Below are 26,101 nucleotides of genomic sequence, written 5' to 3'. Positions count from 1 at the left end.
ATGAACGGCCCCGGCCCGCCCAACTCCTATGACGAATCGCCCGGCCCGCTGCCGTTCATCGGCCAGCCTCCCGGGGTGGGTCCGATCGCGCCGCCTTCGCCGGGCCCGAACGTGATTCCGGGGCCGGTGGCACCGATGGCGCCGCGAGGTGACGGCTGATGAGACGGAGGACAGCGATGAACACGGTCGGCCGGCGCGGCTGGCAGGCGCTCGTGCTGCTGATGGCCGCGCTGACGTTGACGTCGTGCAGCAGCTGGCGCGGTATCGCCAACGTGTCGTTGCCGGGCGGTCCGGGCAGTGGCGCCGGTGCCTACACGGTCTACGTCCAGGTGCCCGACACCTTGGCGCTCAACGGCAACAGCCGGGTCCTGGTCGCCGATGTGTTCGTGGGCGCGGTCGAGCGGATCGAGCTGAAGAACTGGGTCGCCACGCTGAAGCTAAAGCTGAACAAGGATGTTCACCTGCCACGCAACGCCACGGCGAAGATCGGTCAGACCAGCCTGTTGGGTTCGCAGCATATCGAACTGAAGTCCCCGGACAACCCGGAGGGCGAACTCAGAAACGGTGACACCATCGGACTGAGCAATTCGACGTCGTACCCGACGATCGAACGGACGCTGGCCGGTATTGCCCTGCTGCTGCAGCGCGGCGGGTTGTCGGACCTGGACACCATCACCACCGAGTTCGCCGCGCTGTCCAACGGGCGCGCCGACCAGATCCACGCCTTCCTGACCAAGCTGGACACCTTCATCGGCAACCTCAACGACCAGCGTGAGGACATCACCCGGGCGATCGACTCCAGCAATCGGTTGCTGAGCTACTTCGGTGCCCACAACGACACCCTCGAGAAGGCCTTGACCGACTTCCCGCCGCTGTTCAAGTACTTCAACGCGCAGCAGGGGATCTTCATCAACGCCGTCGAGGCACTGGGCGCGATGGGCACCCAGGTCAACACCCAGATCGCGCCCGCGCGGTCCGACCTGCACAAGGTGCTCACCTCGTTCCAGTGCCCGGCGCGGGAACTCCGTAAGGCGTCGCCGTATCTGCCCGACCTGCTGCAGGTGATGATCACCGCGCCTTACCACGTCGACGGTGCCTTTAAGGCGGTCCGCGGTGACTTCATCAACACCTCGCTGATGGTGGACCTCACCTACGCGTCCATCGACAACGCGATCCTGACCGGTACCGGGTTCTCCGGAATGCTGCGGGCACTGGAGCAGTCCTTTGGCCACGACCCGGAGAAGATGGTCCCGGATGTTCGGTACACGCCGAACCCGGCAACCGCACCCGGCGGTCCGTATGTGGAAAGGGCTGACCGGAATTGCTGAAACCTCAGATCAAGCGTCAACTGGCGATCTTCAGCGTCCTGACCGCGGTGGCGCTGCTGGTGTTGGGCGTTTACTACCTGCGGTTGCCGACCTTGGCGGGCCTGGGCCAGTACTCGCTGAAGGCGGACCTGCCCGAGGCGGGCGGCCTGTACAAGACCGCGAACGTCACCTACCGCGGCACCATCATCGGCCGGGTCACCAGTGTGGAACCGACCGAGACCGGGGCGCAGGCCACCTTCCAGATCGCCAGCAAATACAAGATCCCCGTCGACGCCGGTGCCAACGTGCATTCGGTGTCGGCGATCGGTGAGCAGTACCTGGATCTGGTGTCGACCGGTAATCCGGGCCAGTACCTCAAGCCGGGCCAGACCATCACCAAGAGCACGGTCCCGTCGGCGATCGGGCCGGCGCTGGACACCGCCAACCGCGGACTCGCCGCGCTGCCGGCCGGCAAGATCGCGGCCCTGCTCGACGAGACGGCCACCGCCGTCGGGGGCCTGGGACCGTCGCTGCAGCGGCTCGTGGACGCCACCCAGGCCATCGTCGGTGACTTCAAGACGAACCTCGCCGATGTCGACGACATCGTGGAGAAGTCGGCACCGATCATCGAGAGCCAGGTCGACTCCGGCGACGCCATCCACCAATGGGCGCGCAACCTGAACGTTCTCGCCGGCCAGGCGGCCAGCCGAGAAGACACGGTCAAGCACATCGTGTCGGATCTACCGCCGCTGATCGACCAGGTGCACACGGTGTTCAACGACACCAAGGACACGCTGCCCCAGCTGATGGCGAACGCGTCGATCCTGACCGAGATGGCCAAGCGCTACAACCGGAACACCGAGCAGGTACTGGTCTTCCTGCCGCAGGCCGGCTCCATCATCCAGACCGTGACTGCCACCAACCCGGGCCGGGGCTCGATGGGCGTTGCCCTCGGTGCCGTCCCCGGCCCCATCTTTCCGGTGCCGGTTCCGGGCCTGAGCCTCAACACGCCGCCGCCGTGTCTGACCGGCTTCGTCCCGGCATCCCAATGGCGGGCGTTCGCCGACACCAGCCCCGCCGAACTACCGGACGTCTCCTGCCGGATTCCGCAGGACACGCCGGCCAACAGCGTTCGCGGGGTCCGCAACATCCCGTGTGTGGACGTACCGGGCAAACGCGCAGCGACACCCAAGGAGTGCCGCAGCGACAAACCGTACGTCCCGCTGGGCACCAACCCCTGGTACGGCGATCCGAACCAGATCCGGAACTGCCCGGCGTTGGGCGCGCGCTGTGACCAGCCGGTCGAGCCCGGCCACGTGATTCCGGCGCCGTCGGTGAACACCGGCCTCAACCCCCTGCCGGCGGACATGGTGCCGCCGTCGCCGCCGCCGGTGAACGACCCGCTGTCACGGCCGGGGACCGGTAGCGTGCAGTGCAACGGGCAACAACCGAACCCCTGCATCTACACCCCCGGTGGGGGACCAGCCGCGATCTACAATCCGCAGAGCGGCCAAGCGGTGGGGCCAGACGGCGTCGAATACTCCGTCGAGAACTCGATGAACATAGGAGACGACGGATGGAAGGGGATGCTGGCACCGTTCCGGTGAGCACGGACGAGGACCAGCAGACCGCAGATACCTCGGCCTTGGGCACTGAGGGCACTGAGGACGCGGTGCCGGTGGACTCGCAGGAGTCGGCCGACTCGGTGGCAGTAGACGCCGAATCGGCGCCGTCGCGTCTTGGCCGTCGCCAGCAGGTGGGGATCTGTGTGCTGTTGCTGCTGTTGGCCGCCGGGTTGGTGGCAGCCGGCTTTGTCGGCCTGCGCGACCACGTGGCGAGCCAGGCGCTGGCCCGCGACAATGCCGAAGCGATCGCCGCGGCCAAGGAGTGCGTGGTGGCCACTCAGGCGCCAGATGGGCGGGACATCGCCCTGGCGCAGCAGAAGATCCTGAACTGCACGACCGGCGAGTTCCGCACCCAGGTCGCCCTGTACGCGGAGATGTTCGTGCACGCCTACCAGGCGGCGAAGGTCCACGCCGAACTCACCGAGATGGGCGCCGCGGTGGAGCGGAACAACCCCGACGGTTCGGTCGACGCCCTGGTGGCTTTCCGGGTCAAGATCGACAACATCGAGACTCAGGGCAAAGAGGTCGGTTACCGGCTGCGGGCCCGGATGGTCCGGGAGGACGGGCAGTACCGAATCGCGAAGCTCGACCAGGTGGCCAGGTGACCGACCCGCTGGCCGACGCGCCGCGCATCGAACCGGCCCGGTGGCGCGCCCGCGCGACGGCGCTGGCGATCGACCTGCTGCCGGGTTCGGCAGTGATGGTGACGATGGGCATGGCCGCCCTGTGCTTCCCGTTCGGGGGACCCTGGTGGTGGCTCGCGACCATCACCGGCGCCTTGGCGTTCTTGGCCACCGAGGTCAACCGGATCCTGTTGCCGGCGATCAAGGGCTGGAGCCTGGGCCGCGCGTTCACCGGAATCGAAGTGGTGCGGGGCGGCGAAGGGTCGGCTCCGGCCGTCGGTGCGGCCCGGTTGTTGCTGCGCGAGGCGGCGCACCTGCTCGACACCGTGCCGGCTCTGCTCGGCTGGATCTGGCCTTTGCGGGACCGCCGCGGGCGTACTTTTGCCGACCTCGTGGCCCGGACCGAGGTCCGCCCGGCCGACCCACGACAGCCCCCGGCGAACATCCGGGTCGTGACCATGGCGGTGTTCGTGGCCGCGGCCGCCCTGAGCCTCGTCGGTGCCGCCACGGCCTACGCGGTGGTCTACCAGCGTGACCACAAGTCGGATCTGGCCCGAGCCCAGATCGCCCGGCAGGGCCCGAAGATCGTCGCGGACATGCTGTCCTACGATCCCGAGACCTTGCAGGGCGACTTCGACCGCGCGCAGTCGCTGGCCACCGACAAGTATCGCGAGCAGCTGGTTCCGCAGCAGGACGCGATCCGCAATGCCAAGCCGGTTCCGAACTTCTATCGGGTCACCGATGCGGCGGTACTCGACGCCGCCCCGCACCGTGCCACGATGCTGCTGTTCCTGCAGGGCCAGCGTGGAACAGCCGGCAAGGAACGTCTGATCAGCGCCACCGTCCGGGTGGCGTTCGCCGAGGCCGCGGGAACCTGGCGCGTCGATGATCTCGCCGTCGTCAGTAAGCCGCTGCCGGCCGAGGGGGAGCGATGAGTCCGCGCCGCCGCGTCGACACCGACGATCAGCCGCTCTTCGTCGACCGGGCGGTGCCCCGGCGCCGGCGGCTGCCGATGGTGATCGCGAGTTCGCTGGTGGTGGCCGCCGCTGCCGTCGCGGTCAGCGCGGTGACGCTGGTGACCCACGAGCAACACCGGCGAGCAGCCTTGCGGGACGTCGAGGCGCTGGCCGCGGTGGAATCGTTCATGACGATGTTCACCTCGCCGGATCCGTTCCATGCCAACGACTATCTGGCCAATGTCATGGACCATGCCACCGGGGATTTCGCCCAGCAGTATCAGGAGAAGGCCAATCAGATCCTGATCGCGGTGGCGCGCAGTGAGCCGACCACGGGAACGGTGACCGCGGCCGGTGTCGAACGGTGGAACGACGAAGGCAGCGTCAGCATGCTGGTGGCTGTTGAGAACAGCGGCAAGTCGTCCGACGGCAAACACGATGTCAAGGTGGCAACCCGATGGTTGGCGACAGCGCAGAAGGAAGGGGACCAGTGGAAGATCAGCAATCTGAACCAGGTGCTGTGACCGAAGAGCCCGACGCCGCCGACGTAGATCTGGAAGCCGAAGCGGAGGCCCAGGAGACGGTCGAGGAGACGGCCGAGGCCGAGGCGGTCGAGGCCGAGACGGCGGCGGACAAGCGCCCGGTCCGGCGCAAATTCGGTGTGCGGCTTGCGGTTGCGGTCTCAGCCGCGGCCTTCGTCGGCGCCGCCGCATTCGCGGGCGCGGCAGCACAGCCGTATCTCATCGACCGGGCCGAGGTAGCCACCAAGCTCGACATCGCCCGGACCGCGGCCAGGGCGATCCACACGCTGTGGAACTACACGCCGGACAACATGGATTCCCTTCCGGACCGCGCCTCGGTGTATCTCAGCGGCGACCTGGAAGCCCAGTATCGGAAATTCATCGACGCCATCGCAGACAGCAACAAGCAGGCGAGGGTCACCGACACCACCGAGATCGTCGGTGCGGCCGTCGAGACTCTGGACGGGCCCGAGGCCACGGTGATCGTCTACACCAACACCACGGCGACCAGTGAACTGAGCAAATCGATCCCGCAGATCAAGTACCTGACCTACCGGCTCTTCATGAAGCGTGACCAGAACCGCTGGGTGGTCACCAGGATGCCGACCATCACCTCGCTGGACCTCACCCCGCGTCTGCAGGGCTGAGCGCGGGCCGGGTCGAGGGTAACGGGGGGGAGCATGCCGATCGCGTCGCCGTTGTCACGACGGCGCACGGTGGTGGCCTTGCTGTTGTTGACGTTCGCCACCGGCCTCGTGGACGCGATCAGCGTGCTGGTGCTGGGGCGGGTGTTCGTCGCGAACATGACCGGCAATGCGATCTTCCTGGGGTTCCTGTTCGTCCCCGGCACCGGCTTCGATCTGACCGCCGCGATCGTGGCGGTCGGCGGATTCCTGATGGGCGCGGTCATCGGGGGACGGCTGTTCCGGATCTTCGGTGAACACAGCCGCCGGCGCTGGCTGACGGTTGCGCTCGGTTTGGAGGCGGTGTTGCTGCTGGCGCTGGCGGCGCTGGCTGGAATGGGTGTGTTGGGCTACTACAGCAACAGCAAGCTGCTCTTGATCGCCGGCCTCGCGGTCGCGTTCGGTGTGCAGAATTCGACTGCCCGTCAGTTCGGTATCCAGGAGCTCTACACCACGGTGCTGACCTCGACGATCGTCGGTATCGGGGTGGACAGCCGGCTGGCCGGTGGGACCGGCGACCGCGGAAAGCTGCGCTACGGCGTCGTTTTCGTGATGATCCTCGGCGCCATTGTCGGCGCAACGTTGACCCACGTTGTGGTGGCGCCGGTCATCGCCATGGCCGGGGTCGTGGTCGCGGCGAGCTTGGCGTTGTTCCGCTACGGCTGATAGGCCCGAGCGCGCTCAGGACCCGCCGTACTCCGGGCGCAGGATCGAGCTGAGCGCCGACAGCGGGATGTGCGCCTGCACGTTGCCACCGTCCATGTACCACTGCATCTGGTTGTACTGAATCGGGCTGTCGTGGCTGACCGGGTAGTCGGGCATGTACAGAATCAGCTCGTCGGGGGTGAGAGCCCAAGACCGGTAGCCGCCGGAGAAGACCTTGTCGGGTGTAAAGCGCTCCGGGACAAAGGGATAGTCTCCCGGGCGGTGTTCCCAGAATGCCCGGTCCAGCGCCTCGGTGATGTAGGGCTCGCCCAGTTGCGGGATCGTCGCCAACGGGTCGATCCCGGGTTTGGTGATGTCAGCCAATTGCAGTTGCCGGCCACCGGCCCCCATGTCGAACGTGAAAGTCCGGTAGGCGTTGTTGATGTAGGGACCGTCGGAGTGGTAGTCCTCGTGGAAGACCGCGGTCAATGCATTGCCGTGCTGGAAGATCTCGTAGTTCTCGTTTCCCCAGCTGTCGGCCACCATGGAGGCGCCTTTGGTGCGCCAGTTGGTGAACAACTTCGACAGGTAGTCGCGGATCGGGGGTCCGGCGATCGGGTGGTCGACCAGGTCCCCGGGCACCGCCATCCGGATATAGCGGGTGGCCAGCCGCTCCGAGTGCACATCGGTAGTGCAGTACTGCCCGTCCCAGTTGCCGCCCAGCCCGCTGCAGAACGACGGCGCCGAAGCGCCGGCGACCGGTGCCCCGGACACCGTGGCCACCGCAAGTGTCGCGGCGAGCATGCCCGTCACTAGCCGGGTCGCCCACATAGCATGCCTCCTAAGGCAATTCGACTTTGCTCGCCAGCCACCGGCCGTCGACCTTCTGCATCGTCATCTTCATCCGGGCGCGGTCCACTCGCGGGTCGGGCCGCATGGTGTTGGTGATGGTCTGGTTGACCATCACCAGCACCACAACGGTGTCCTTGGAACCTGACTGCACGGCCGACTCGACCACCGTGCCCTGTGCCCTGGCCTTGTTGTCGATCAGCAGCTGCCGCAGGTTGACGCTGGCTTTGGTGTAGGTGTCTTTGAACTCCCCGGTTGCACCGTTGAGGACCGCGTCGAAGTCGTCGTCGACCTTGTCAGAGTCGATGCTGGTCAACACCTGGGCGTAGTCCACCGCTGCCTGTCGTCCGGCGGCTTCCGCGCTCGAGACCCGATGCTGTTGCCACAACTGCCAGCCGAGCCCGATGACCAACCCGAACACTGCCAGATAGGCGGCCGCGACGAGCGCCATCCGCCACGGGACCCGACGCCTGCGCACCGGCGGCGCGGCTGTCTCTTCCACGTCCTCGGGGGCGGTCTCGGCGGTCGGTTCGTCGGCGGTGCTCACCGCGGCATCTCCTTGAGCATCAACGAGGCGGCTCGATCAGCAGGGGCGGACCGCCGTAGGGGGTGGGAATCGTATAGCGGCCCTTGGGTGTCGGGTCGGTGGTCGCCGCCAGGTCTGCACCGGGCGGCGGTCCCGCGGTGTCATCGCCGGGTGGGCGTGGCGCATTGTGGGCGCCGCGCACCAGCACGGACTGGTCGGTGTCACGGCAGTAGCCGTACAGGAACGGCTCCGGGTAGTCCGCCGCAGAAGGGGGCCGCCGCGGGGTCCCGTAATCGCAGGTGTAGCGAGGATAGAGGTCGGCGGTGAACCACAACCCGTTGTCGTGGAAGGCCGTACCGAGCGCCTCCAGCGTCGAACCGCGGTAGGCGGGGAACAACGCATTGAGCGCCGGAGTCCGGACATAGAGCAGCTGAGCCGCGGTGGTCAGGTTGCCCAGCAACCCGACCATGGTGTCGGAATTGTCATCGAAGAGTCCGTCGACCGCCGACAGCATCCCGGGCGCCTGGTCGACCAATCGATGGTAGCCGCCGATCATCCGGTTGATGCCCGTGAGCACCTTGTCGAGGTTCTCGGTCGTCACGGCCACCCCGTTGTTGACATCGCTGAGCATGGTGAGCGCCACCCGGCTCGACTTCAGCAGGCTCACCGTCTCCGGCAGCACCGAATCCAGGGTGGACAGCAAAAAGGTGCCGCCGTTGACGATGTCGGTCAGCTTCTGCGGACCCTCGTCGGACAGGCTGAGCTCCTTTTTGATCAGGTCGAGCTTGCGCGGATCGGTTTGCGCCAGCATGCCGTTGGCGTCGGCGAGCAACTGCGACATCGGGATCGGGGTTGTGGCGCGGTCCCGCGAGACGACGCTGCCGGCGGACAGGAACGGTCCGGTCTCCGACGGGGGCTCGAAGTCGATGTACTGCTCACCGGCGGCTGACAGGCCCGACACGCGCACCGTGCTGGCCGCCGGAATCTTCACCGTCGAGGAGATGTTGGCGACCGCATCGACACCGGTACCGCTGACCCGCAGCGACTCGATCCGGCCCACCGGAACGCCGCGAACCGACACGTCCTGGTTGGCCAGCAGCCCACCGGAATCCGGCAGCGCGATCGTGATCTGGTAGGTCGAGCGGGCCGGGTTCACCCGCAGCGCCCCCACCAGCAGGTAGCCGGTCGCGACCACCAGGGTCATCGCCAACGCGAGCCCTGACAGCAGGTTCTTTCGCCGGTCGCCGGCGCGGACCAAGCCGACGATGCGCCGGCTGAGTGCCTCGATCATGGTGTCGGCCCTGGTCCCGGCGGGCCGAGCTCCGCTGCTGCTACATCGCCCTCCGCCGGGGTGGGAGGTATCGGCGGGCCGACCGCGGTCCACGGCGCCAGCCCCATATCGGAGTCCGGGCCGCGCCCCACCACGCGCTCCTGTAGTCGCCACAGCGCGTACTTGATGGAGCCGGCCAGCTTCGCCCAGTCGTAGCGCTTCGGGCCGTGAAATGCTGGGTCTCCTTTGAAGCCGGCGTCAGGCATCGACCCCCACACCAGCCTGTCAAAACCTGCCCGTAACGAAACCGCCGACCCAGCTGTCATCTTGATGATCGGCGCCTGCAACCGGTTCAGCGCGGCCAGACTGGTGTCGGGGTCGATAGCCACGTCGTTCCATGCGCCAGCGAGCACGTTGGCGTCCTTGATGAAGCTGTGCCCGGAAGCGTCGGTCCCGGCAATCGACGGGAACCGGGCCAGCTGCTGGCTGGTCGCGCCGAGTTGCTCGACGAGATCGGCCAGCCGACCGGTGTTGTCCACCAGCGTGTCGGTGGCCGGACCCGCCGCGTCGAGCACATCGGTGAGCGCCGCGCTGCGGGCATCAAGCCGGTCGGCAAGCCGGCTGGTCTCACGCAGCGCGGTCTCGATCTCACCGGAGCGGGCGTTGAGTTTTGTCAGCAGCTCATTGGACTGGTTGATCAGCCTGCCGAACGCCTGGCCCTGATCGCCGGTCGCCTTGCCGGCGCCGTTGACGATATTGGTGAAGTTCTGCACAGCCCCACCGTTGACCAGAAGCGCCGCCGAACTCAGCACCGATTCTACCGTAGCAGCCGACGCGGTGAACTCCAGCCCGATGATGTCGCCACCCTTGAGCAGCGGCGTCGACGGGTCGACCTGAGTCGGCGGTTTGACCGCCACGAAGACGTCACCGAGCGGGGTCGCCGACCGCAATTCAGCCGTGCTGCCCAACGGAATCCGGACACCGTCCATGATGCGCAGCGTGGTGACTGCAGTGTAGTTACGGGCGACTATCGACTCCAGCTGGCCGACATCGGCGCCGGAGAGCTTCACCTTGGCGTGCCCGGGCAGATTCAGCGCGTTGGCGAACACCGCGGTGATGAGATAGCCGCCGCTGCCGATGCCGGGAGCTGGCAACGGCAGACTGTCCAGCCCACTGGTGGTGCAGCCAGCAGTGATGACCGCGTTGCACAGCAGCGCCAGCGTCGCCCTGGGCGTTCGTTTCCGTCGCAATGCCATCGCCTACTGCCCCATCATCGAGAGTCCGTCGAGGACGTACGTCAGCCCGAAGTCCGGGCCGTAATCCGCCAAGGTTCCGGTGCCGCAGCCTAATTGCCGCAAATGCATCATGTTGCACAGCTCCTTGGTGCTTTGACTGTCGACCAGGCTCTTGTCGACCAGGGTGTGAGCCCGGATCGCCCCGTTGTTGGTGTCGACGGCGTTGTAGATGTTGTCCAGCGCCAGCGGTAGCAGGTCTATTAGCTCCGCCAGGTCGCGCTGCTTATCCACGAGGGTGGTTACGGCAGTGTCGCCGTTGAGGATGCTCTGCTTGAGGTTGTCACGGTTGGCTTGCAGCAGGGCGGTCGCCTGCGTGATGATCTCGTTGAACTTACGCCCAGTGCGTCCCGCCCCGAAGTCCTCGTCGGCGAGCATCTGACTCAATTGGCGGGTGGTGGAACCGAATTGACGCAGCCTCGCGTCATTGCGGGCCGCCGCGTCCATCAGCGAGCTAAGATTGACGATGATCGAGGTCAACTGATCACCGGTCGCCTCGCCGCGGTCGGAGCTCAGTCGCAACGCCCGAGACAATTCGCTCAGGGCCGACTTGATCTTCGCGCCGTTGCCGCCGGCGATGTCGGCGGCGGCGTTGATCACGTCGGCTACCGGCCCGTTGCCGTTGCCGTCGCCGCTGAGCGACTTCGAAACCCTGTCGAGCATGTCAAGCACACGATCGAATGCCACTGGTGTCCGGGTGCGGTTCAGCCCGATAGTGGTGTGGTCGGCCAACACCGGACCGCCGGTATAGGCTGGCGTCAGTTCGACTTGCCGAGCGGTGAGGATCGAGGTGTTGATGGTCACCGCGTGCACGTTGGCTGGGATCTTTACGTTGCGGTCGACGGTGAACTCGGCCTCGACGTACCCGCCCTTCGGGGTGATCTTGGTGACCTTGCCCACCGGCATTCCGAGCACCGCAACCACATTGTCCTCGTAGAGGCCTGCGGCGCTGCCGAATTGGGCGGTGACGGTGATGTGTCCGCCGAACGGGTTGAGGTAGTAGGCGGCCACGGCAGTGACGAGCAGTACTCCTGCGGTCAGCGCACTCACCAGCGCGGCGACACGGCGGCGGCTGCGGGTGGCGGTCGGCGGGGCGCTCATTTGCAGTCCTTGAAGTACTCGATCATGCCGAACTGCTTGGCGCGGCCACTGATCGCGCACATCCACGAGTCGATCGCCATCCCGTTAACTAGGTAGGTTTCGAAAGCCGGTCCGTAGCCGGTGGCATTGGTCAGACCCCGCAATGGCGGCGGTGCGGCCTGCAGCAGGCTGCGCAGCAGGTCGTCATGCTGGCCGAGCATGTCGGATAGCGCACGCAGGTTGGCCAGCATGTCGTCGAGCATCGTCCGGTCGCTGACCACGATGTTGTTCAGTTGACCCACCAGACTGGTCAGCGCAGCCAGCATGGCGTGGAAGGTGTGCTGTCGCGCTACCAGTTCCCCGAGGAAATCCTGGCCCTGATCGACCAGGTTGCCCAGGTTCGTCTGCTGGTTGTGCAAGGTGTTGGCCACCCGCTGGGTGCTGGCGAGCAGGGTGCCGAGCTGATCACGCCGGTCGGCGGTGATCTTCGACAGCGTGTGCAGATTGGCCATCGCCTGTGGAACCACCGGGGGCAGCCCGCTCAGCTGTTGGCCGAGCACGGCCAGGGACTGGCCGAACTGGTCGGAGTCGACCTGGTCGAATGTGGTGGTGGCGTCCTCTAGCAGCGACTCCAGCGAATAGGGCACCTCGGTGTGGGCGAGCGGGATCCGTTTGTCGGGCAGCGAACCCGGGCCGTCGGGTTCCAGTCGCAGGTAGCGCGACCCGAGGATCGTCATCACCTGGATTTTGGCCCCGGTGTCTTTGCCCAGCGGAATGTTGTTGCGCACGGTAAAACCGGCCTCGACGTGATCGCCGGCGAGCCGCATGCTCGTTACCCGGCCCACCTCGATGCCCGCGATCACGATGGGATTGCCCGGCGCCAGCGCCGCGGCCTGGGCGAACTCCGCGGTGTAGCGGGTGTAGCCGAAGCCGGCCAGCTTGACCAGCAGCGCCGCGGCGACGACGACCGCGACAACCGCCAATGCCGCGAACCCCAGCCAGGTGGTGTTGTAGGACTCCAGTGTCCGGGAGCGCCACCTGCGGAGCGACTGATTATCCATTGACGGTGTTCCTGCATCTCGGGGTGTGCCAGGCCAGGTTCTTCATGGTGATGGGCGTGGCGTTGCCGGGCGTGGCGGCGTTGACGATGATCGTGGTGATGTCGTTGAGGCCGGGAAAGAACCCGGTGATGTTCAGGTCGCAGACATACGTGGAGCCGTAGGCGCCGTCCCCGAGTACCCGACCCAGGCCTTTGAGCAGCAGTGGCAGGTTGTCGCCGGTGAAAGCCAGCTGCGGCTCGATTCCGGCCATGTGCTTGGAGAACCCGGGTTCCCGGTTGATCATCTCATCCAGGGAGGGGAAGACCTCGTCGGCGATCGTCGACAGCTGCCGGGTCACCTGGGCCAGGGAGCCGACCGAGGACTGCAATGCCGGGCGACGCGAGTCTAGGTCGGCGACCGCTCGCCGGGCCTGCGTCAGCGCGTGGTCCAACTGATCGTTCTGCCCGGCGATGGTGCCGGTAAGCCGGTTCAGGCTGGTGATGAGGTCGCCGAGCACCTCGTCGCGCCCGGCCAGCGTCGCGGTGAGCGTCGACGACTGATCCACCAGTGCGGTGATAGACGCCTGGTCGCCTTGCAGCGACTCCAGCACACCCCGGGTCAGATCGTCGGCCTGCTTGGGATCCAGCAGCGACATCAACGGTTTGAAGCCGTTGAGCAGCGCGCCGACGTCGAAGGACGGTTCGGTGTGGTCCACCCCGATCACGCCGCCGCGGGGCAGCACTCGTTCGTCCCCCCCGGTGTACTCGCCGTCTTTGCCCAGCGACAGCCCGAGATAACGCTGCCCGATAATGTTCTGGTAGGTCACCGACGCGACGGTGTTGGCATACAGCTTCTGGTTGCTTTGGACGATGAACGAGACCTTCGCTAACTTCCCTTCCAATGCCACCTCGTCGACCCGGCCCACCCGGACCCCGGCCATCCGGACGTCGTCGCCTTCGCGCAGGCCGTACACATCGGTGAACACGGCCGCATACGGCGTCGTCGCACCAGAGACGTCGCGGCGCAGCGTGGCATAGACCAGCCAGGTCAGCACCATCGAGACGACCATGAAGATGGACAGTCCGATCAGCGGGCCGCGGAATCTCATTTGTGGCCTCCCGTGTCGGCGGGTACGAACGAGACCGCGTTACCGCGGGCGACCGGGCCGAGCAGCAGCTGCGCCGCCACAGATGCCGGCTCACGCTGGCCGGTGATCAGGCCCAGCTGGTTGCGTTCGGCCTGGCTGCCGACCGGACCCACGTTGCCGCCGAAGGCCGCGGGGGCCGCGGGCGCCATCGGGGAGGCCGGCTGCCACTCCGGTGCATGCGGCAGTGACGGGATTGGCGGCTCGGGCGGAGGCGGCGGGCCGAGGTCGAGCGGGTCGCCGGTGCTGGGAATCCGGGGGGCCGGGCCGGTCCACCACGGCAGCGGCGGGTTGGTGCCCTCCAGGCTGCGATTCGGGTTGACCAGGGGCGGTCCGACGGCACGGAGGTTCCCATCCGGGCCGATCTCGGTGCCCGCCGGCGGTTCCAGGCCGGCCGGGAAGTGGTAGTTCTGCGGCAGCATGTTCTCAGGCAGCTCGGAACGCACCTCGATCATCGGCGCGGTGAAGCAGCTCGGCCCCTTCAGCTCGCCGTACTGCGGGCAGTCCGCGCGGGTGTAAGTGTGCATCGGGGTGAACGACAGGTTGAACCGCGTGTTCTTGGAGACGAGGTCGGGGTCGTAGAAGTGGTCGAAGAATTTCTCGGAGAGCCGATTGACCCGGGTGAAGATCGGGACGTACTTGTCGGCGTTGTTGGCCAGCACGCCAACAACGGGCGTGAGGTCGTGGGTGATCTGGATCAGTTGGTCGATGTGGTTGTCCAGGGCTTCCCGGGCCACACCCACGGTGTGCTGGCCACCGCCGACCAACGAGGCCAACTCGGCGCGCTTCTGGGCGAACGCGCGCATCGGTTCGACGGCCTGGTGCAGCGCGTCGACGAGGTCGGGAGCGGTGGACTGCAGGCCATGGGTGGCATCGAGCAAGGCCGAGACGGTCGATGGGCCGGGGTCGGTGGCGACGATGCCGTTGAGCTGATCGAGCAGCCGGGACATGTGCGCGCCCGCATTGAGCAACGCGACGCGCCGATTGTCGGTGGCCGCGCCGACGGCGGCCAGGATGCCCAGACTGTGGTCTTCGCGCCCGCGACCGGTGGCGGCCAGGATGTCGCGCAGTTTGGACACGGTGGTCTGGAAGATCACCGTGGACAGTTCGCCGTTCTCGGCGATGTGGGTGCCGGTACGGATGGTGGGTCCACCGGTTCCGGAGTCCACCAGCTGGATGGACGAGACCGCGAAAACGTTGGACGGCACCACGCGGGCGGTCACCGAATGCGGGATGTCCTTGGCGTAGTCGGGCTTGAGGTTGATGTGTACGTAGTTGGGTTTGCCGTAGGCGGCGGGGATCACGTCGGTGACATTACCGACTAGCAGGCCATGGTACTTGACGTCGGACTGGGCCGGCAGCCCGTCGCCGACGTTGATCAGGTCGGCCACCACCCGCACGTAGGAGTTGAGCATGCCGGTGGACTTGGCCAACAGGCCGCCGGTGGTCAGCGCGATCACCAGCAGGACCGCGATCCCCGCGCCCAGCAGTTGCTGTTCGGAGGGGCCGCGGCCGTCGGTGTCGAGCGAGTTGGCCATGTCAGCCACCGAACCTTGCGCCGGCGTCGATGCTCCACAGCGCCATCGTCAGCAGCATGTTGACCATGATCACGATCGTGATGGAAGCCCGCATGGCCCGGCCGGAGGCCACCCCGACGCCTTCGGGTCCGCCGGAGGCGTAGAAGCCGTAGTAGCACTGCACGGTAGAGGCCAGCCACACGAACACCACGCACTTGAGCACGGAGTAGACGATGTCCTTGCCGCTCAACATCATTGTGAAGTAGTGCGTGTACGGGCCGATGGAGCCGCCGCCGATGATGCCGGTGACCAGCTGGCAGGTCAGGTAGGTGATCGCCAGACAGGCCACGTAGAGCGGGATCACCGCGATGGTCGCGGCCAGCAGTCGGGTGGTGACCAGGAACGGAATGGGCCGGATCGCGATCGAATCGAGGGCGTCGATCTCCTCGGCGATTCGCATGGCGCCGAGCTGCGCGGTGAAGCGGCAACCGGCCTGCATCGCGAACGCCATCGAGGCCATGATCGGTGCCAGCTCGCGGGTGTTGACCAGTGATGAGATGATGCCGGTCGCGGGCCCCAGCCCCAGCAGATTCAGAAAGTTGTAGCCCTCGATCGCCACCAGCGCACCGGCGGTGAAGCCCAGGACGATCGCCACCCCAGCGGTGCCGCCACCCACCACGATGGAGCCGTTGCCCCAGGCGATGTCGGAGAGCAACCGCAGAAACTCCTTGCGGTAGTGACGTAGCACGGTCGGAACACCGGCCGCGGCGCGGCCGAAGAACACCAGCATGTGTCCCAAGCGGATGGTCGGCTCGGACGCCATCCGGTAGGCGCGCAGCAGCGGGCGCGCGAATGCCGGGACATAGGACGACGCGGTCATCTCACAGCCCCGTCCGTGGGTAGAGCACGTTATAGAGCTCGCTGATGCCGACATTGACGATCATCAGAACCAGGATCGACTCGACCACCGAAGCGTTCACCGAGTTGGCGACGCCGGCCGGACCGCCGCGGGTGGACAGTCCCTTCTGGCAGGACACCACCGCGACGATCGCGCCGTAGACCACGGCCTTGATCAGCGCGACGATCATGTCGCCGGTGGTGGCGAACGAGGAGAACGTGGCCACGAAACTGCCGGGCGCGCCCTTCTGGAAATACACGTTGAACAGGTAGCTGGCCAAAAAGCCTACGAAGCAGGTGATTCCGGTCAGCGCTACGCCGATCATGATGGCCGCGGCGAAGCGGGGGACCACCAGCCGACGGATCACCGAGACGCCCATCACCTCCATGGCGTCGGTCTCCTCGCGCATGGTTCGCGAACCCAGGTCGGCGGTGATGGCCGACCCGACCGCGGCGGCCATCAGCATGGCCGCCACCAGCGAGGCAGCCTGCCGGATGACAGCGAGCCCGGCAGCCGCGCCGGCCAGTGAGGTGGCGCCGACCTGGTTGGCCAGCAGCGCGAACTGAATGGAGAGCGTGACCCCGATCGGCAGCGCGACCAGGACCGTCGGCAGCACCGCGGTGTTGGCCATGAAGGCGCTCTGCCGGACGAACTCGCCCCACTGGAATCGGCCACCGAACAGATCGGCGAAGAAGTACTGCACCGTGCGAACCGCCAGGACGCACTGCTCGCCGACTGTGGTCAGCGATGCCAGCGGGTGGCGATTGACGTAGCCGACGGTCCAGTCCTGGATGGCTGCCGCACCGTCGAGCGGGGCTTCCCCGGTGAGTACACGGTCGTCTTGGGTGGTCATCGGCCGCCGCTCGCGGGCGGGAGAGCGCTATCTGTATTTGTGGCCGACTGCGTTGGGGGCCGGTGTTCCATGGCGGACATGTTAGCCAGGGTTACTACCCCACGGTAGGGTTCGGCGTTTCTCGGCTCAACTGATGCGTTGATCAGCGGGATACGGGTCGCGACTGCTGGGGGGAAACTCATGGGATCTCGCCGCGACCTTTCATCCGGACATGGTCTCGGACACAATGCCTCGCCGGGGGTGCTTCAGGCAACATGACTCCGGTTATGGCCACGTTTTTCGCCCGTTGGCAACGATTTTCGCCGATCGGTGCCAGCGTGGCGGTTTCGGTGGCGATACTCGGACCGGGCACGGACGGGTGTGTGGAAGGAAGTGGAGCAGGTGCCGATGCGGGCATGGCGGGCACGAGTGGCCGCCACGGCGTGGTGTGCGACGACGTTCGCCGGGCTGCTGATGTCCGGCCCCGCCGTCGCCGAGCCGGACCAGCCGCCGGTGCTTCCCGGGTTCACGCCGGCACCCACCGACTGGTCGCCGCACATGGACTTCTGGCCGTACAACACCTTCACCTACCAGGTGACGCCTGAGATGATCGGCGGCATGTCGGACTCCTGTCAGTGGTTCGACACGCAGTTCGATCCGCTGATGGGCCAGATCAACGAATTCAACCGCAACCTCGCCGGCCGCCACGACGTCTACGCCGGTGTGCAGTCGCAGGCGGATGCCGTGGTGGCCAACATCGACCGGTCGACCGGCTTCTTAGGGCCGCGGTTGCAGCCGTTGACCATACGCAACACCCCGGACAACTATGGCCCCTACTCGCCGATCTACGGCGGGGAACAGCTGACCGGTGTGCTGTTCCAGCTGACCCGCATCGCCGACAGCATGCGCAAGAAACAGCCGGCGGGCTACACGCGCGCCCACATCGACTCCGCGGCCGGATGGGGCAACGCGCTGAGGAATTCCGGGGCTTGCACCTAAAGCCCGACCGCCACGGGCTGGGGTAGGTTCGTGGTGCGTTGCGGCCGAACGGCCATGCGCAGGAGACCATGAGAGGTAGTTCAGGTGTCGGACGGTGCTGAGGAGAAAGCGGCCGACGAGGTAGCCGATGAGGCAGCTGGTGAGGCGCTGCCCCCCGATGACGGCGGTGATGCCGGGGGGGAAACCACTGCTGAAGCCGAGACGCCCAGGAAGGGCATCGGCGGCCTGAGCCGGCGGCGGATCGCCGCGGCCGTCCTGGCGTTGGGCCTGGTCGGGGCGGCCTGGGAGGGCTGGCTGCTCTTCGCTCACCATCAGCGCACGGCGGCCGCCGCACAGGCGCTGGAGGCCGCCGAAAAGTACACGCTGGTGCTGACGGGGGTGGACCCGGGCGCGATCGACAAGAACTTCGCCGAAGTCCTCGACGGGGCGACCGGCGAATTCAAGGACATGTACGCCGCCTCCAGCGAGCAGTTGCGCCAACTGCTGATCGACAACAAGGCCGCCGCGCACGGCACCGTCATCGACTCGGCGGTCAAATCCGCCACCAAGAACAAGGTCGAGGTGCTGTTGTTCGTCGATCAGTCGGTGAGCAACAAGACATCTCCCCAAGCGAAGATCGATCGCAGCCGGATCGTGATGACCATGGAGAAGGTGAACGGCCGCTGGCTGGCCGCCAAGGTCGACATGCCCTGAGCCAGGCCGCTAATTGAACGCCAACCAGCTGGGCAGCGCGCGTTCGTGGGCGTCGCACAGCACCTGGGCGGTGTCGCACGATCCGCGCGGCACACCGGCGCCGGTCCACATGCCGCCGGCGTCGCGGCGCAGCGCGACCGCCGATGACGAACCGCCGTCGAGCAGGACGGCGTGGTCGCTGTTCAGTCCGCGGAACAGGTCCTGCATGTTGTCCGGGGTGTAGTGGCCGCCCTGGAAGACGTACAGCTCGTCCTTGGCCTGCGAATAGCCCAGGGCGGTGCGCGCCGCGCTCGGCCCGCCGTCATTGAGTTGCCCGGTGACGCCGGGCGCCAGCAGCCCCAGCCCGCTCACTGCGACGAACCGGTCCCCGCGTTCCACCAGGCCGGTGATCGTCGGTCCGGCCGCGTCGTAGTCTCCGCCGTCGCGGCCGCCGCGCGGCCACAACACATACGGGGCACCACGGGCCGGCAGGATCATCGTGGTCAGCGTCGACCAGTGCTCGTTGCCGTTGGACAACCCCTGCTTGCCCGCGTAGGGGATGGTGCCGGTGACCGCGACGTTGGCCCGGCCCTGGCCGCGGGTGTTGTCCACGTACGCGCCCAGCGGGGAACTGCACTTGGTGGTCCGCCACGATCCGCCCCGTTGGCCGCGGATGTCGAAAAAGTTGGCGTTGATCGCCACTGTCGGCCGACCGAGCATCTGCCAGGCCTGCAGCGGGGTGTACAACTCGGCGGACTGCATCAGTCCCTCGCCGGTCCGGGCCCGCTGATCGCGTTCGCAGCGGCCCTGCGCGCCACTGTGACTGTCGACCAGCAGGTGCGGCTGGATGCGCTGCGAGGCCGCCTTGAGCACGACCAGGTGCCCGCCGCCGGACATCTCGTACCAGTCCCCGGCGGCGTTGAGCATCGGCGCGGGATGCCCGCCCCCGAAGTTGTAGACGAGGTAGGAACCCGGCGTTCGGGCTATCGCGGCGGCCAACTGGTCCTGGGCGGCAGCGCGCGCGGTGGGCAGGCCCGGGCCGACCGCCAGGATTGCGCAGAGCAGCACCGCGCTGCAGCCAGCCGCCAGGCGACGCACGAAAGCCACTGGAGTCGACACTGTTCGTCCTTTCGGCTCGGCCTGGGGAGACGCCAAGTTCCCAGGCTAGCTACAGAAACCGCGCAGACAGCGGGTGTGACCGGTCTGTGCCGTGACAGTGGCGGATCGGTTACCCCAGCGTGAGATCGGCGGGCCCTACCGGTACGCGGTGCGGCGTGTCACGTTGGCCTCCCGAGTAGACCAGGCGTGCAGGGCGTCGCTGTCGCTGCCGGCGTCAAGATTCATCGCGGCCTGAATCAGCGCCAGGTGGGTGAAGGCCTGCGGATAGTTGCCCAGCGCCACGCCGTCGGCGGTGGCTTCCTCGGAGAACAGACCGAGCGGTCCGGCAAACTCCAGCAGTCGGGTGAAGCGGTCACGGGCTTCATCGATCCGGCCGGCCAGCACCAACGCGGAGACCAGGTCGAACGAGCACATCAGAAAGGCGCCCTCCGGTCCGTCGATGCCGTCATCGACTTCGTCGGGGTGGTAACGGTGAATCAGCGCGTCGCCGTCGGAGAGTTCCGCGATGATCCGGTCGATGGTGGACACCACGCGCGGGTCGTCGCCGGGCAGGAACCCGAACAGTCCGACATGCAGCAGGGACCCGTCGAGAGCTGTTCCGCCGTACTCCTGCACGAACGCGCCGCGGTCGTTGTTGTAGCCGTGTGCCAGTACGTCACGCCGGACCTCCTCGCGTGCGGCCTGCCAGCCCGTGATCAACGGCTCTCGCCCGTCGCATAACTCCTCGGCCAGTCGGATGCCGCGGTCGAGACAGACCCAGCACATGAGCTTGGAATAGGTGTGGTGGCGCGACTCGCCCCGGATCTCCCAGATGCCGTGGTCGGGTTCGGTCCAGCGGTGCCGGATCGTCTCGACCAGGCCCCGCAGCGTCGACCACTCGGCGTCACCGAGGTCGCCGGTGAGCTGGTGATAGACGTAGGCGGCGTCGAGCACGTGCCCGTAGCTCTCGAACTGGGTCTGCTCGAAAGCCTCGTTGCCGACCCGCACCGGACGCGAACCCGCATACCCAACAAGATGATCCAGCGTCTTCTCCCGGCTTTCGGTTCCGCCGTCGATGCGCACCATCGGCTTGAGCTCACCGGCCTGAGCGCTGTCGAGGGAGAACAGGAACTGCTTGTAGCGACGCCCTTGGGCGGCGTGCCCCAGCCGATATAGCGCCAGCACCAGCAGGGAGGCGTCACGGTGCCAGACGAAGCGGTAGTCCCAGTTGCGTTCGCCACCAATCCATTCCGGCAACGAGGTGGTGGGCGCGGCAAGCGTTGCGCCGCTGTCGTCGAACGCCAGCCCGCGCAACACCACCGCACTGCGCACCACGGCGTGGCGGGCGGCGCCGTGGTATGAACAGCGTTCCGACCACTGCTGCCAGCCTCGGCAGCTTTCCTGCCGCAACGCCTCGGCGGCCCGCACGTCGACCGGCGCTCGGCCGCCCGAGTCCGACTCGCGGTAGTCCAGTTGGAACGCGACGACCTCGCCGGCGCCGAGGTCGACCGAGGCGCACAGCGTCTCGTCTCGCAACGTCAGCGGCGCGGTGCCCGACAACCGGATGCCGGTGGTGGTTTCACGCCAGCATTCGGCGCCGTCGCGCTCCCAGTGCGCCGCCCTGGTCGCATAGCCGGGCCGGTAGTCGATCACCGCCCGCACCGGCACGGTCCCGGACTCGCAGCGCACCATGCGGCAGAGCACACCCTTTGCCAGCGGGTCGCCATCCTCAGCGACGCACTCGCTGACCGCGAGGAAGTCGAAAGCGGCAGCAGTGCCAGTGGGCGCAGTGAGGTGGCTCTCGAGGACCAGCGAATCGCCGGCGTAGCGTCGCACCGGCGGGTCAGCGCCTGGCACGCTCAGCGCGAAAGCGCCGCCGTGGTCGCGGTCCAGGATCCGGGCGAACACGCTCTCGCCGTCGAACTGCGGCACGCAAAGCCACTCCACCGCGCCGTCCGGGCCGATCAGCGCCGCGGTGTGCATGTCCGACAGAAACGCGTAGGAGGAAATCGGGGGGTAGCGCCCCCGGCCGCCGGTCATCAGCTGATCAGCTCCGGCAGCACCTCGGTGCCGAAGGCTTCGATGAACTGCCGTTGCTGCTTGCCGACATGGTGCAGATACAGCGCGTTGACCCCGAGTTCGGCGTACTCGTGCAGCCATTGGCTGTGCTGGTTCAGGCTGGACGAAACCAGCACGTGCGGCCGCACATCGTCGGGGCGAATATAGGCCGCAACCTGCTCGAAGTCCTCGGGTGTCTCCAGCGCCCAGCCCACTTCGCTGCCGATGATGCCGTAACGCCATTGATCGTGGGCGATCGCCAGGGCGGTGGCCTCGTCGGGGTGGTAGCTCAGATGCACCTGTAGGCGCACCGGTTTGTCGTCCCCGCCGCCATCGCGGAACGCCCCGATCACCTGCCTCAGCCGTTCGATGGGCTGGTTGACCGTGATCAGTCCATCGGCCCATCCGCCGACCCAGTGCGCGGTCTGGGCGGTCACCGCCGCCCCGACGATCGGCGGCGGCTGGTCTGGACGGGAATACAAGGTGGCCCGGTCCACCCGGAAGTGGCCGTCGTGGCTGACGGTCTCCCCGGTCAACAGAGCACGCACCACCTCGACGGCCTCCAGCAGTCGCGCATTGCGTTCGGCCTTGCCGGGCCAGCGGTCGCCGGTGATGTGTTCGTTAAGGGCTTGGCCGCTGCCGAACGCCACCCAGAACCGTCCCGGAAACATTTCGGTCAGCGTGGCCGAGGCCTGCGCGATGATTGCCGGGTGATAGCGCTGGCCCGGTGCGCTGACCACGCCGAACGGCAGCGCGGTGCGGGCCAGCGCCGCCCCCAGCCACGCCCAGGCAAAACCCGAATGGCCTTGGCTGTGGCTCCACGGCGCGAAATGGTCGGAGCACATGGCGGTTTGGAAGCCGGCTCGTTCCGCTTCCCCGACCATCTCCAGCAGCGCGCTCGGCGCGATCTGCTCATGTGAGGCATGGAACCCGAATTCAGCCATGGTGGGAACCGGTTTCCCCGCAGGGGTGACGCCCTAAACTCAATGCCGCGCTAATCGCCCAGGCGTTTTTTCATCGCCCAGACGAGCACTTCCGATGGCGTGGCCGCGGTCAGCCGTTGACCTCCGCCGCCGGTGAAGCGGACCGCATCGCCGGGCCTGAGCGGCGTTCCCAGCTTCGCCTCTCCTCCGTCGAGGCTCGCTGAACCGTCGGGTCCCAGTGCCCCGGCGCCCTCCAGATCGACACTGCCGAGCGGAACGAACAGATGCGTGTACGGCGCGTCCGGTAGGTCAAGGCTGTCTCCGGGCCGCAGCCGGGCCGCGTACAGGGTGGCATCGGCATTGCCGATGGTGATCGCGGCGCCCGGGTCACTGCCGGAGGCGACGGTGACCAGGCCGCCACCGGTGAGGGCTTCGGTGATCTCCTGCTGCTGGTAGCCGGGGGCGCGCCCGGGTTCGTCCGGCATGATCCACATCTGCACGAAATGCACCGGCTCGCTGTCAGATTCGTTCTGCTCCGAATGAAGAATCCCGGTGCCCGCCGACATTCGTTGTGCCAGACCGGGATGGATCAGCCCGGAGTTGCCGATCGAATCGCGATGGCTCAACGCCCCGGACAGCACCCAGGTGACGATCTCGGCGTCACGGTGCGGGTGGGTGGCAAACCCGGCCGACGGCGCGACGATGTCATCGTTGTTGACCAGCAGCAGTCCGTGGTGGGTGTTGCCCGGGTCGTAGTAGTCGTTGAACGAGAACGAATGCCGGGAGTTGAGCCACGGCGTAGTGGTGACCGCCCGGTCGGCGGCCCGTCGCACGTCCGGCTCGACGGGCGCAGCAGGCATCAGCCCAGGCTAGCGCGTCACCAGTCCGATTCGTCGAACGTGATCACACCGCGGATGTTCTTGCCGTCGACCATGTCCTGGTAGCCGGAGTTGATGTCCTCGAGCCGGTAGGTCGTGGTGATCATCTCGTCGAGTTTGAGGAGACCGGACTTGTACAGGCCCACCAGTCGCGGCGTCTCGATGTGCGAGCTGCCGCCACCGAAGATGTTGCCTTTCAAGGTCTTCTGCAACATGGTGAACAAGAAGAGGTTCAGCTTGACGTCGGCGTCGACCATCGACCCCATGCCGGTGACCACGCAGGTGCCGGTCTTGGCGGTCAGCGTCAACGCCTCTTCGATGTACTCGCCCTTCATGTCCCCGACGGCGATGATCACCTTGTCGGCCATCAGCCCCCAGGTCTCCTCCATGACCGGCATGATCGCCTCGGCCATGGAGGGGTAGACGTGCGTGGCGCCGAACTTGACGGCCGCATCGCGTTTGAAGGCCACCGGGTCGATCGCGATGACGCGCCGCGCGCCGGACAGCATCGCGCCCTGCAGGGCGCTCATGCCGATGCCGCCGACGCCGATGACGATCACGGTTTCACCGGGCTTGACCTCGGCGACGTTGGTGGCCGAGCCGAAGCCGGTGGGCACCGCGCAGCCCATGATCGCCGCGGTCTCGAACGGCACGTCGTGATCGATCTTGACCACCGAGTCCTGGTGCACCGTCATGTACGGCGAGAACGTGCCGAGCAGGTTCATCGGGGAGACCTCGTGGGAACCGGCGTGGATCCGGTTGGTGCCGTCGGCGATGGCCTTGCCGCCCAGCAGTACCGCACCCCGGTCGCACAGGGAGCGGAAACCCTTCATACACGGCGGGCAGGCGCCGCAGGCCGGGATGAAGGCCATCACGACGTGATCGCCTTCCGCCAGGCCGGTCACCCCCCTGCCGACCTTGGTGATGACTCCGGCACCCTCGTGGCCGCCGAGTGCCGGCAGGCCGATCGGGGTGGCCCCGGTGGTCAGGTGATAGTCGGAGTGGCACATGCCCGCGGCGTGCATCCGGACCTGGACCTCGCCGGCCACGGGGTCGCCGAGCTCGATCTCGTCGACCCGCCACGGCGAGTTCAGCTCCCACAACAATGCGCCCTTGGTCTTCATGCGGGCGATCTTAGCGAATCTATAGAAACGTGTTACAACTCTGGTCGGCAACACCGTTCTGACATGGGGAAACGATGATTTATGAGGTCTTGTGTGGGATACCCACGGACAGACCCCCGTCGATGACCAGATCGGCGCCGGTCATGTAGGCGGACTCGTCGGACGCCAAGAAGAGCACCGCGGTGGACACCTCCGCCGACTTGGCACCGCGGCCCAGTGGAATCTGCAGGGAGTCGTCGGGGATGGCGATCGTCATCCGGGTGCGGATCAGGCCGGGCAGCACACTGTTGATCCGGATGTTGTGTGGCGCCAGCTCCAGCGCGGCGGCCTTGGCCAGTCCGCGCACGCCCCACTTCGACGCGACGTAGCCATACAGTCCCGTGGAGCCACGCATCCCCTCCACCGAGGAGATGTTGATGATGGACCCGCCGCCGGCCGACTTCATCGGCGCGACGGCCGCGTGCATACCCAGCATGGTGCCGGTCAGGTTCACGTCGAGGACCTGCTGCCAGACGGCGATGTCGAAGTTCTCCAGAGTGTTGTACTTGGCGATCCCGGCGTTGTTCACCAGCACGCTGAGGCCGCCGAACTCGTCGACGGCGGTCTGCACGGCCGTCTGCCAATCCTGCGCCCGGGTCACGTCGAGACGGACGAACCGGGCGGTGTCGGCCCCCAGTTCGTCGGTGAGCTTGGCGCCTTCGTCTTCCAGGATGTCGCCGATCACGATCTTGGCGCCCTCGGCGGCCAGTGCCCGCACGTGCGCCGCACCCATACCCCGGGCGCCGCCGCTGATCAGCGCAACTTTGCCTTCGACTCTGCCCACTGATTCCTCCGCCGGGTACGCCGATCGAACACGTTCGTTTGCGCGCAAGCGTGGCATAGCCGTCCCGGCAGTGCACACTCGGCAGTCATGGCGGTCAATCGGCAGGGCGATGCGACGCGGGCGAGGTTGGTGAAGGCGGCGGAGAAGCTGTTCGCCGCACACGGCGTCGAGGCGGTGTCGGTGCGTGCGGTCAACGCCGACGCCGGGCTCGGGGCGGCTTCGGTGCACTACCACTTCGGCTCGAAGGACGACCTGCTGGCGGCGGTGCTGGTCGACCTCGGCGCCGCGGTGCGCGACCAGATCCGGGCCAACGTCGACGCGCTGGCCTCCGCGCCCGAGCCGCCGGACACCGAGTCGTTGGTGCGTGCGGTCACCGACCCCTACCTGCAGTTGCTGACTCGGCACCGGACCCGCGGCATGCGCTGGATCAAGATCATCGCCCAGATCTCCCAGCAGGGACACCCGGCGATGCGAGCGGTGGACCAGCATGTCACCGAGGCGGTGATGGCCCAGGTTCGGCGGGCTTTCCCGGACGCGGATCCCGCTCGGATCGAGCTGCGCTGGGCGATCTCCATCATGGGTTTTCTGCAGGCGCTCAGCCGCGCCGACGAATGGAGCCGCAACGGCCGCCGGCTGCCGGACGCGGAGCTGGCAGCCTTCTACGAAGACCTGGTCGATTTCGTCAGCGGCGGGGTGGCCAACCTGCTCGGGCCCTGAA

The 26,101-nt window shown here is 67.0% G+C and carries 26 protein-coding genes; 10 read left to right on the top strand and 16 right to left on the bottom strand.

The window, feature by feature from the left end; translation table 11 throughout:
• The first annotated feature begins 158 nt into the window (after positions 1–158).
• The 7 genes from AWC16_RS23320 to AWC16_RS23290 are packed head-to-tail and all read left to right on the top strand — an operon-like array spanning position 159 to position 6,381.
• A complete protein-coding gene (locus AWC16_RS23320) occupies positions 159–1,328 on the top strand; it encodes an MCE family protein (RefSeq protein ID WP_230987332.1) in 1,170 nt (389 codons plus the stop codon).
• Complete coding sequence (locus AWC16_RS23315; RefSeq protein ID WP_047320365.1) at positions 1,322–2,914, top strand: MCE family protein; 1,593 nt, start codon at positions 1,322–1,324, stop codon at positions 2,912–2,914. The genes AWC16_RS23320 and AWC16_RS23315 overlap by 7 nt, the downstream gene beginning before the upstream one ends.
• Positions 2,884–3,537 (top strand): hypothetical protein, encoded by a 654-nt coding sequence (locus AWC16_RS23310; protein ID WP_047320366.1) that lies wholly within the window; start codon positions 2,884–2,886, stop codon positions 3,535–3,537. The genes AWC16_RS23315 and AWC16_RS23310 overlap by 31 nt, the downstream gene beginning before the upstream one ends.
• On the top strand, positions 3,534–4,490 hold the full coding sequence (locus AWC16_RS23305; RefSeq protein WP_047320367.1) for an RDD family protein: 957 nt from the start codon (positions 3,534–3,536) through the stop codon (positions 4,488–4,490). Before AWC16_RS23310 ends, AWC16_RS23305 begins: the two co-directional genes overlap by 4 nt.
• Positions 4,487–5,035, top strand: a complete 549-nt coding sequence (locus AWC16_RS23300) for a hypothetical protein (protein WP_047320409.1) — start codon at positions 4,487–4,489, stop codon at positions 5,033–5,035. The genes AWC16_RS23305 and AWC16_RS23300 overlap by 4 nt, the downstream gene beginning before the upstream one ends.
• Positions 4,969–5,679, top strand: a complete 711-nt coding sequence (locus tag AWC16_RS23295; RefSeq protein WP_052956956.1) for a hypothetical protein — start codon at positions 4,969–4,971, stop codon at positions 5,677–5,679. Before AWC16_RS23300 ends, AWC16_RS23295 begins: the two co-directional genes overlap by 67 nt.
• A gap of 33 nt (positions 5,680–5,712) precedes the next feature.
• Complete coding sequence (locus AWC16_RS23290) at positions 5,713–6,381, top strand: YoaK family protein (RefSeq protein WP_047320369.1); 669 nt, start codon at positions 5,713–5,715, stop codon at positions 6,379–6,381.
• 15 nt (positions 6,382–6,396) lie between these two features.
• Here the strand turns inward: AWC16_RS23290 and AWC16_RS23285 are convergent, their stop codons facing one another.
• From AWC16_RS23285 to AWC16_RS23240, 10 genes are read right to left on the bottom strand one after another with little or no spacing between them, the layout of a single operon-like run.
• On the bottom strand, positions 6,397–7,191 hold the full coding sequence (locus tag AWC16_RS23285; protein WP_047320370.1) for a mannan-binding family protein: 795 nt from the start codon (positions 7,189–7,191) through the stop codon (positions 6,397–6,399).
• Between the two features lie 10 nt (positions 7,192–7,201).
• Complete coding sequence (locus AWC16_RS23280) at positions 7,202–7,756, bottom strand: hypothetical protein (protein ID WP_047320371.1); 555 nt, start codon at positions 7,754–7,756, stop codon at positions 7,202–7,204.
• Positions 7,757–7,775: 19 nt separating this feature from the next.
• Complete coding sequence (locus tag AWC16_RS23275; RefSeq protein ID WP_047320372.1) at positions 7,776–9,026, bottom strand: MlaD family protein; 1,251 nt, start codon at positions 9,024–9,026, stop codon at positions 7,776–7,778.
• On the bottom strand, positions 9,023–10,261 hold the full coding sequence (locus tag AWC16_RS23270) for an MCE family protein (protein ID WP_047320373.1): 1,239 nt from the start codon (positions 10,259–10,261) through the stop codon (positions 9,023–9,025). Before AWC16_RS23270 ends, AWC16_RS23275 begins: the two co-directional genes overlap by 4 nt.
• 3 nt (positions 10,262–10,264) lie before the next feature.
• Positions 10,265–11,398: an MCE family protein gene (locus AWC16_RS23265; RefSeq protein WP_082108104.1), complete on the bottom strand. Its 1,134-nt coding sequence runs from the start codon at positions 11,396–11,398 to the stop codon at positions 10,265–10,267.
• The gene (locus AWC16_RS23260; protein ID WP_047320374.1) at positions 11,395–12,438 is read right to left on the bottom strand and encodes an MCE family protein; all 1,044 of its coding nucleotides are present in this window, start codon (positions 12,436–12,438) and stop codon (positions 11,395–11,397) included. The genes AWC16_RS23265 and AWC16_RS23260 overlap by 4 nt, the downstream gene beginning before the upstream one ends.
• Complete coding sequence (locus AWC16_RS23255; RefSeq protein WP_046283295.1) at positions 12,431–13,525, bottom strand: MlaD family protein; 1,095 nt, start codon at positions 13,523–13,525, stop codon at positions 12,431–12,433. The genes AWC16_RS23260 and AWC16_RS23255 overlap by 8 nt, the downstream gene beginning before the upstream one ends.
• Positions 13,522–15,099 carry an MlaD family protein gene (locus AWC16_RS23250; RefSeq protein ID WP_047320375.1) on the bottom strand — a complete coding sequence of 526 codons (1,578 nt, stop codon included), beginning with the start codon at positions 15,097–15,099 and terminating at the stop codon, positions 13,522–13,524. Before AWC16_RS23250 ends, AWC16_RS23255 begins: the two co-directional genes overlap by 4 nt.
• A 1-nt stretch (position 15,100) precedes the next feature.
• Entirely contained in the window at positions 15,101–15,958 is an 858-nt protein-coding gene (locus AWC16_RS23245) for an ABC transporter permease (RefSeq protein ID WP_047320376.1), read from the bottom strand.
• Position 15,959: 1 nt separating this feature from the next.
• On the bottom strand, positions 15,960–16,829 hold the full coding sequence (locus tag AWC16_RS23240) for an MlaE family ABC transporter permease (protein WP_085267062.1): 870 nt from the start codon (positions 16,827–16,829) through the stop codon (positions 15,960–15,962).
• Positions 16,830–17,216: 387 nt separating this feature from the next.
• Between AWC16_RS23240 and AWC16_RS23235 the strand changes: the two genes are divergently transcribed.
• Together AWC16_RS23235 and AWC16_RS23230 are read left to right on the top strand one after the other, a co-directional pair.
• Entirely contained in the window at positions 17,217–17,807 is a 591-nt protein-coding gene (locus tag AWC16_RS23235; protein ID WP_234812404.1) for a hypothetical protein, read from the top strand.
• An 84-nt stretch (positions 17,808–17,891) separates the two neighbouring features.
• Entirely contained in the window at positions 17,892–18,500 is a 609-nt protein-coding gene (locus AWC16_RS23230; RefSeq protein WP_085267061.1) for an Mce protein, read from the top strand.
• 9 nt (positions 18,501–18,509) lie between these two features.
• Here the strand turns inward: AWC16_RS23230 and AWC16_RS23225 are convergent, their stop codons facing one another.
• The 6 genes from AWC16_RS23225 to AWC16_RS23200 all read right to left on the bottom strand — a co-directional run bounded on the left by AWC16_RS23225 (position 18,510) and on the right by AWC16_RS23200 (position 25,383).
• Entirely contained in the window at positions 18,510–19,598 is a 1,089-nt protein-coding gene (locus tag AWC16_RS23225; protein ID WP_085267060.1) for a phosphodiester glycosidase family protein, read from the bottom strand.
• Between the two features lie 135 nt (positions 19,599–19,733).
• Positions 19,734–21,617, bottom strand: coding sequence for a glycoside hydrolase family 15 protein (locus AWC16_RS23220; protein ID WP_085267059.1), 1,884 nt, complete (start codon positions 21,615–21,617; stop codon positions 19,734–19,736).
• Positions 21,617–22,579 carry a TIGR03885 family FMN-dependent LLM class oxidoreductase gene (locus tag AWC16_RS23215; RefSeq protein WP_085267058.1) on the bottom strand — a complete coding sequence of 321 codons (963 nt, stop codon included), beginning with the start codon at positions 22,577–22,579 and terminating at the stop codon, positions 21,617–21,619. Before AWC16_RS23215 ends, AWC16_RS23220 begins: the two co-directional genes overlap by 1 nt.
• A 50-nt stretch (positions 22,580–22,629) precedes the next feature.
• On the bottom strand, positions 22,630–23,418 hold the full coding sequence (locus AWC16_RS23210) for a pirin family protein (protein WP_085267057.1): 789 nt from the start codon (positions 23,416–23,418) through the stop codon (positions 22,630–22,632).
• Between the two features lie 17 nt (positions 23,419–23,435).
• The gene (locus AWC16_RS23205; protein WP_085267056.1) at positions 23,436–24,560 is read right to left on the bottom strand and encodes an NDMA-dependent alcohol dehydrogenase; all 1,125 of its coding nucleotides are present in this window, start codon (positions 24,558–24,560) and stop codon (positions 23,436–23,438) included.
• Between the two features lie 79 nt (positions 24,561–24,639).
• Entirely contained in the window at positions 24,640–25,383 is a 744-nt protein-coding gene (locus AWC16_RS23200) for a glucose 1-dehydrogenase (RefSeq protein ID WP_085267055.1), read from the bottom strand.
• 87 nt (positions 25,384–25,470) lie between these two features.
• On the opposite strand from AWC16_RS23200, the gene AWC16_RS23195 reads away from it, so the two are divergent.
• Positions 25,471–26,100, top strand: coding sequence for a TetR/AcrR family transcriptional regulator (locus AWC16_RS23195; RefSeq protein WP_085267054.1), 630 nt, complete (start codon positions 25,471–25,473; stop codon positions 26,098–26,100).
• Position 26,101: the final 1 nt, after the last annotated feature.

Source organism: Mycolicibacter longobardus (genome assembly GCF_002102265.1).
GTDB classification, from domain to species: Bacteria; Actinomycetota; Actinomycetes; order Mycobacteriales; family Mycobacteriaceae; genus Mycobacterium; species Mycobacterium longobardum.
Note: the sequence above shows the minus strand (reverse complement) of the source record. Positions and strands in the feature narration are given on the sequence as shown.

What these genes read in the sequence shown, in the direction of transcription:
- AWC16_RS23215 (WP_085267058.1), bottom strand. Translation starts at nt 22,579, where the DNA reads ATGGCTGAATTCGGGTTCCATGCCTCACATGAGCAGATCGCGCCGAGC.
- AWC16_RS23285 (WP_047320370.1), bottom strand. Translation starts at nt 7,191, where the DNA reads ATGTGGGCGACCCGGCTAGTGACGGGCATGCTCGCCGCGACACTTGCG.
- AWC16_RS23250 (WP_047320375.1), bottom strand. Translation starts at nt 15,099, where the DNA reads ATGGCCAACTCGCTCGACACCGACGGCCGCGGCCCCTCCGAACAGCAA.
- AWC16_RS23220 (WP_085267059.1), bottom strand. Translation starts at nt 21,617, where the DNA reads ATGACCGGCGGCCGGGGGCGCTACCCCCCGATTTCCTCCTACGCGTTT.
- AWC16_RS23205 (WP_085267056.1), bottom strand. Translation starts at nt 24,560, where the DNA reads ATGAAGACCAAGGGCGCATTGTTGTGGGAGCTGAACTCGCCGTGGCGG.
- AWC16_RS23245 (WP_047320376.1), bottom strand. Translation starts at nt 15,958, where the DNA reads ATGACCGCGTCGTCCTATGTCCCGGCATTCGCGCGCCCGCTGCTGCGC.
- AWC16_RS23265 (WP_082108104.1), bottom strand. Translation starts at nt 11,398, where the DNA reads ATGAGCGCCCCGCCGACCGCCACCCGCAGCCGCCGCCGTGTCGCCGCG.
- AWC16_RS23320 (WP_230987332.1), top strand. Translation starts at nt 159, where the DNA reads ATGAGACGGAGGACAGCGATGAACACGGTCGGCCGGCGCGGCTGGCAG.
- AWC16_RS23235 (WP_234812404.1), top strand. Translation starts at nt 17,217, where the DNA reads ATGCGGGCATGGCGGGCACGAGTGGCCGCCACGGCGTGGTGTGCGACG.
- AWC16_RS23290 (WP_047320369.1), top strand. Translation starts at nt 5,713, where the DNA reads ATGCCGATCGCGTCGCCGTTGTCACGACGGCGCACGGTGGTGGCCTTG.
- AWC16_RS23295 (WP_052956956.1), top strand. Translation starts at nt 4,969, where the DNA reads ATGGTTGGCGACAGCGCAGAAGGAAGGGGACCAGTGGAAGATCAGCAA.
- AWC16_RS23255 (WP_046283295.1), bottom strand. Translation starts at nt 13,525, where the DNA reads ATGAGATTCCGCGGCCCGCTGATCGGACTGTCCATCTTCATGGTCGTC.
- AWC16_RS23310 (WP_047320366.1), top strand. Translation starts at nt 2,884, where the DNA reads ATGGAAGGGGATGCTGGCACCGTTCCGGTGAGCACGGACGAGGACCAG.
- AWC16_RS23275 (WP_047320372.1), bottom strand. Translation starts at nt 9,026, where the DNA reads ATGATCGAGGCACTCAGCCGGCGCATCGTCGGCTTGGTCCGCGCCGGC.
- AWC16_RS23260 (WP_047320374.1), bottom strand. Translation starts at nt 12,438, where the DNA reads ATGGATAATCAGTCGCTCCGCAGGTGGCGCTCCCGGACACTGGAGTCC.
- AWC16_RS23240 (WP_085267062.1), bottom strand. Translation starts at nt 16,829, where the DNA reads ATGACCACCCAAGACGACCGTGTACTCACCGGGGAAGCCCCGCTCGAC.
- AWC16_RS23300 (WP_047320409.1), top strand. Translation starts at nt 4,487, where the DNA reads ATGAGTCCGCGCCGCCGCGTCGACACCGACGATCAGCCGCTCTTCGTC.
- AWC16_RS23210 (WP_085267057.1), bottom strand. Translation starts at nt 23,418, where the DNA reads ATGCCTGCTGCGCCCGTCGAGCCGGACGTGCGACGGGCCGCCGACCGG.
- AWC16_RS23195 (WP_085267054.1), top strand. Translation starts at nt 25,471, where the DNA reads ATGGCGGTCAATCGGCAGGGCGATGCGACGCGGGCGAGGTTGGTGAAG.
- AWC16_RS23270 (WP_047320373.1), bottom strand. Translation starts at nt 10,261, where the DNA reads ATGGCATTGCGACGGAAACGAACGCCCAGGGCGACGCTGGCGCTGCTG.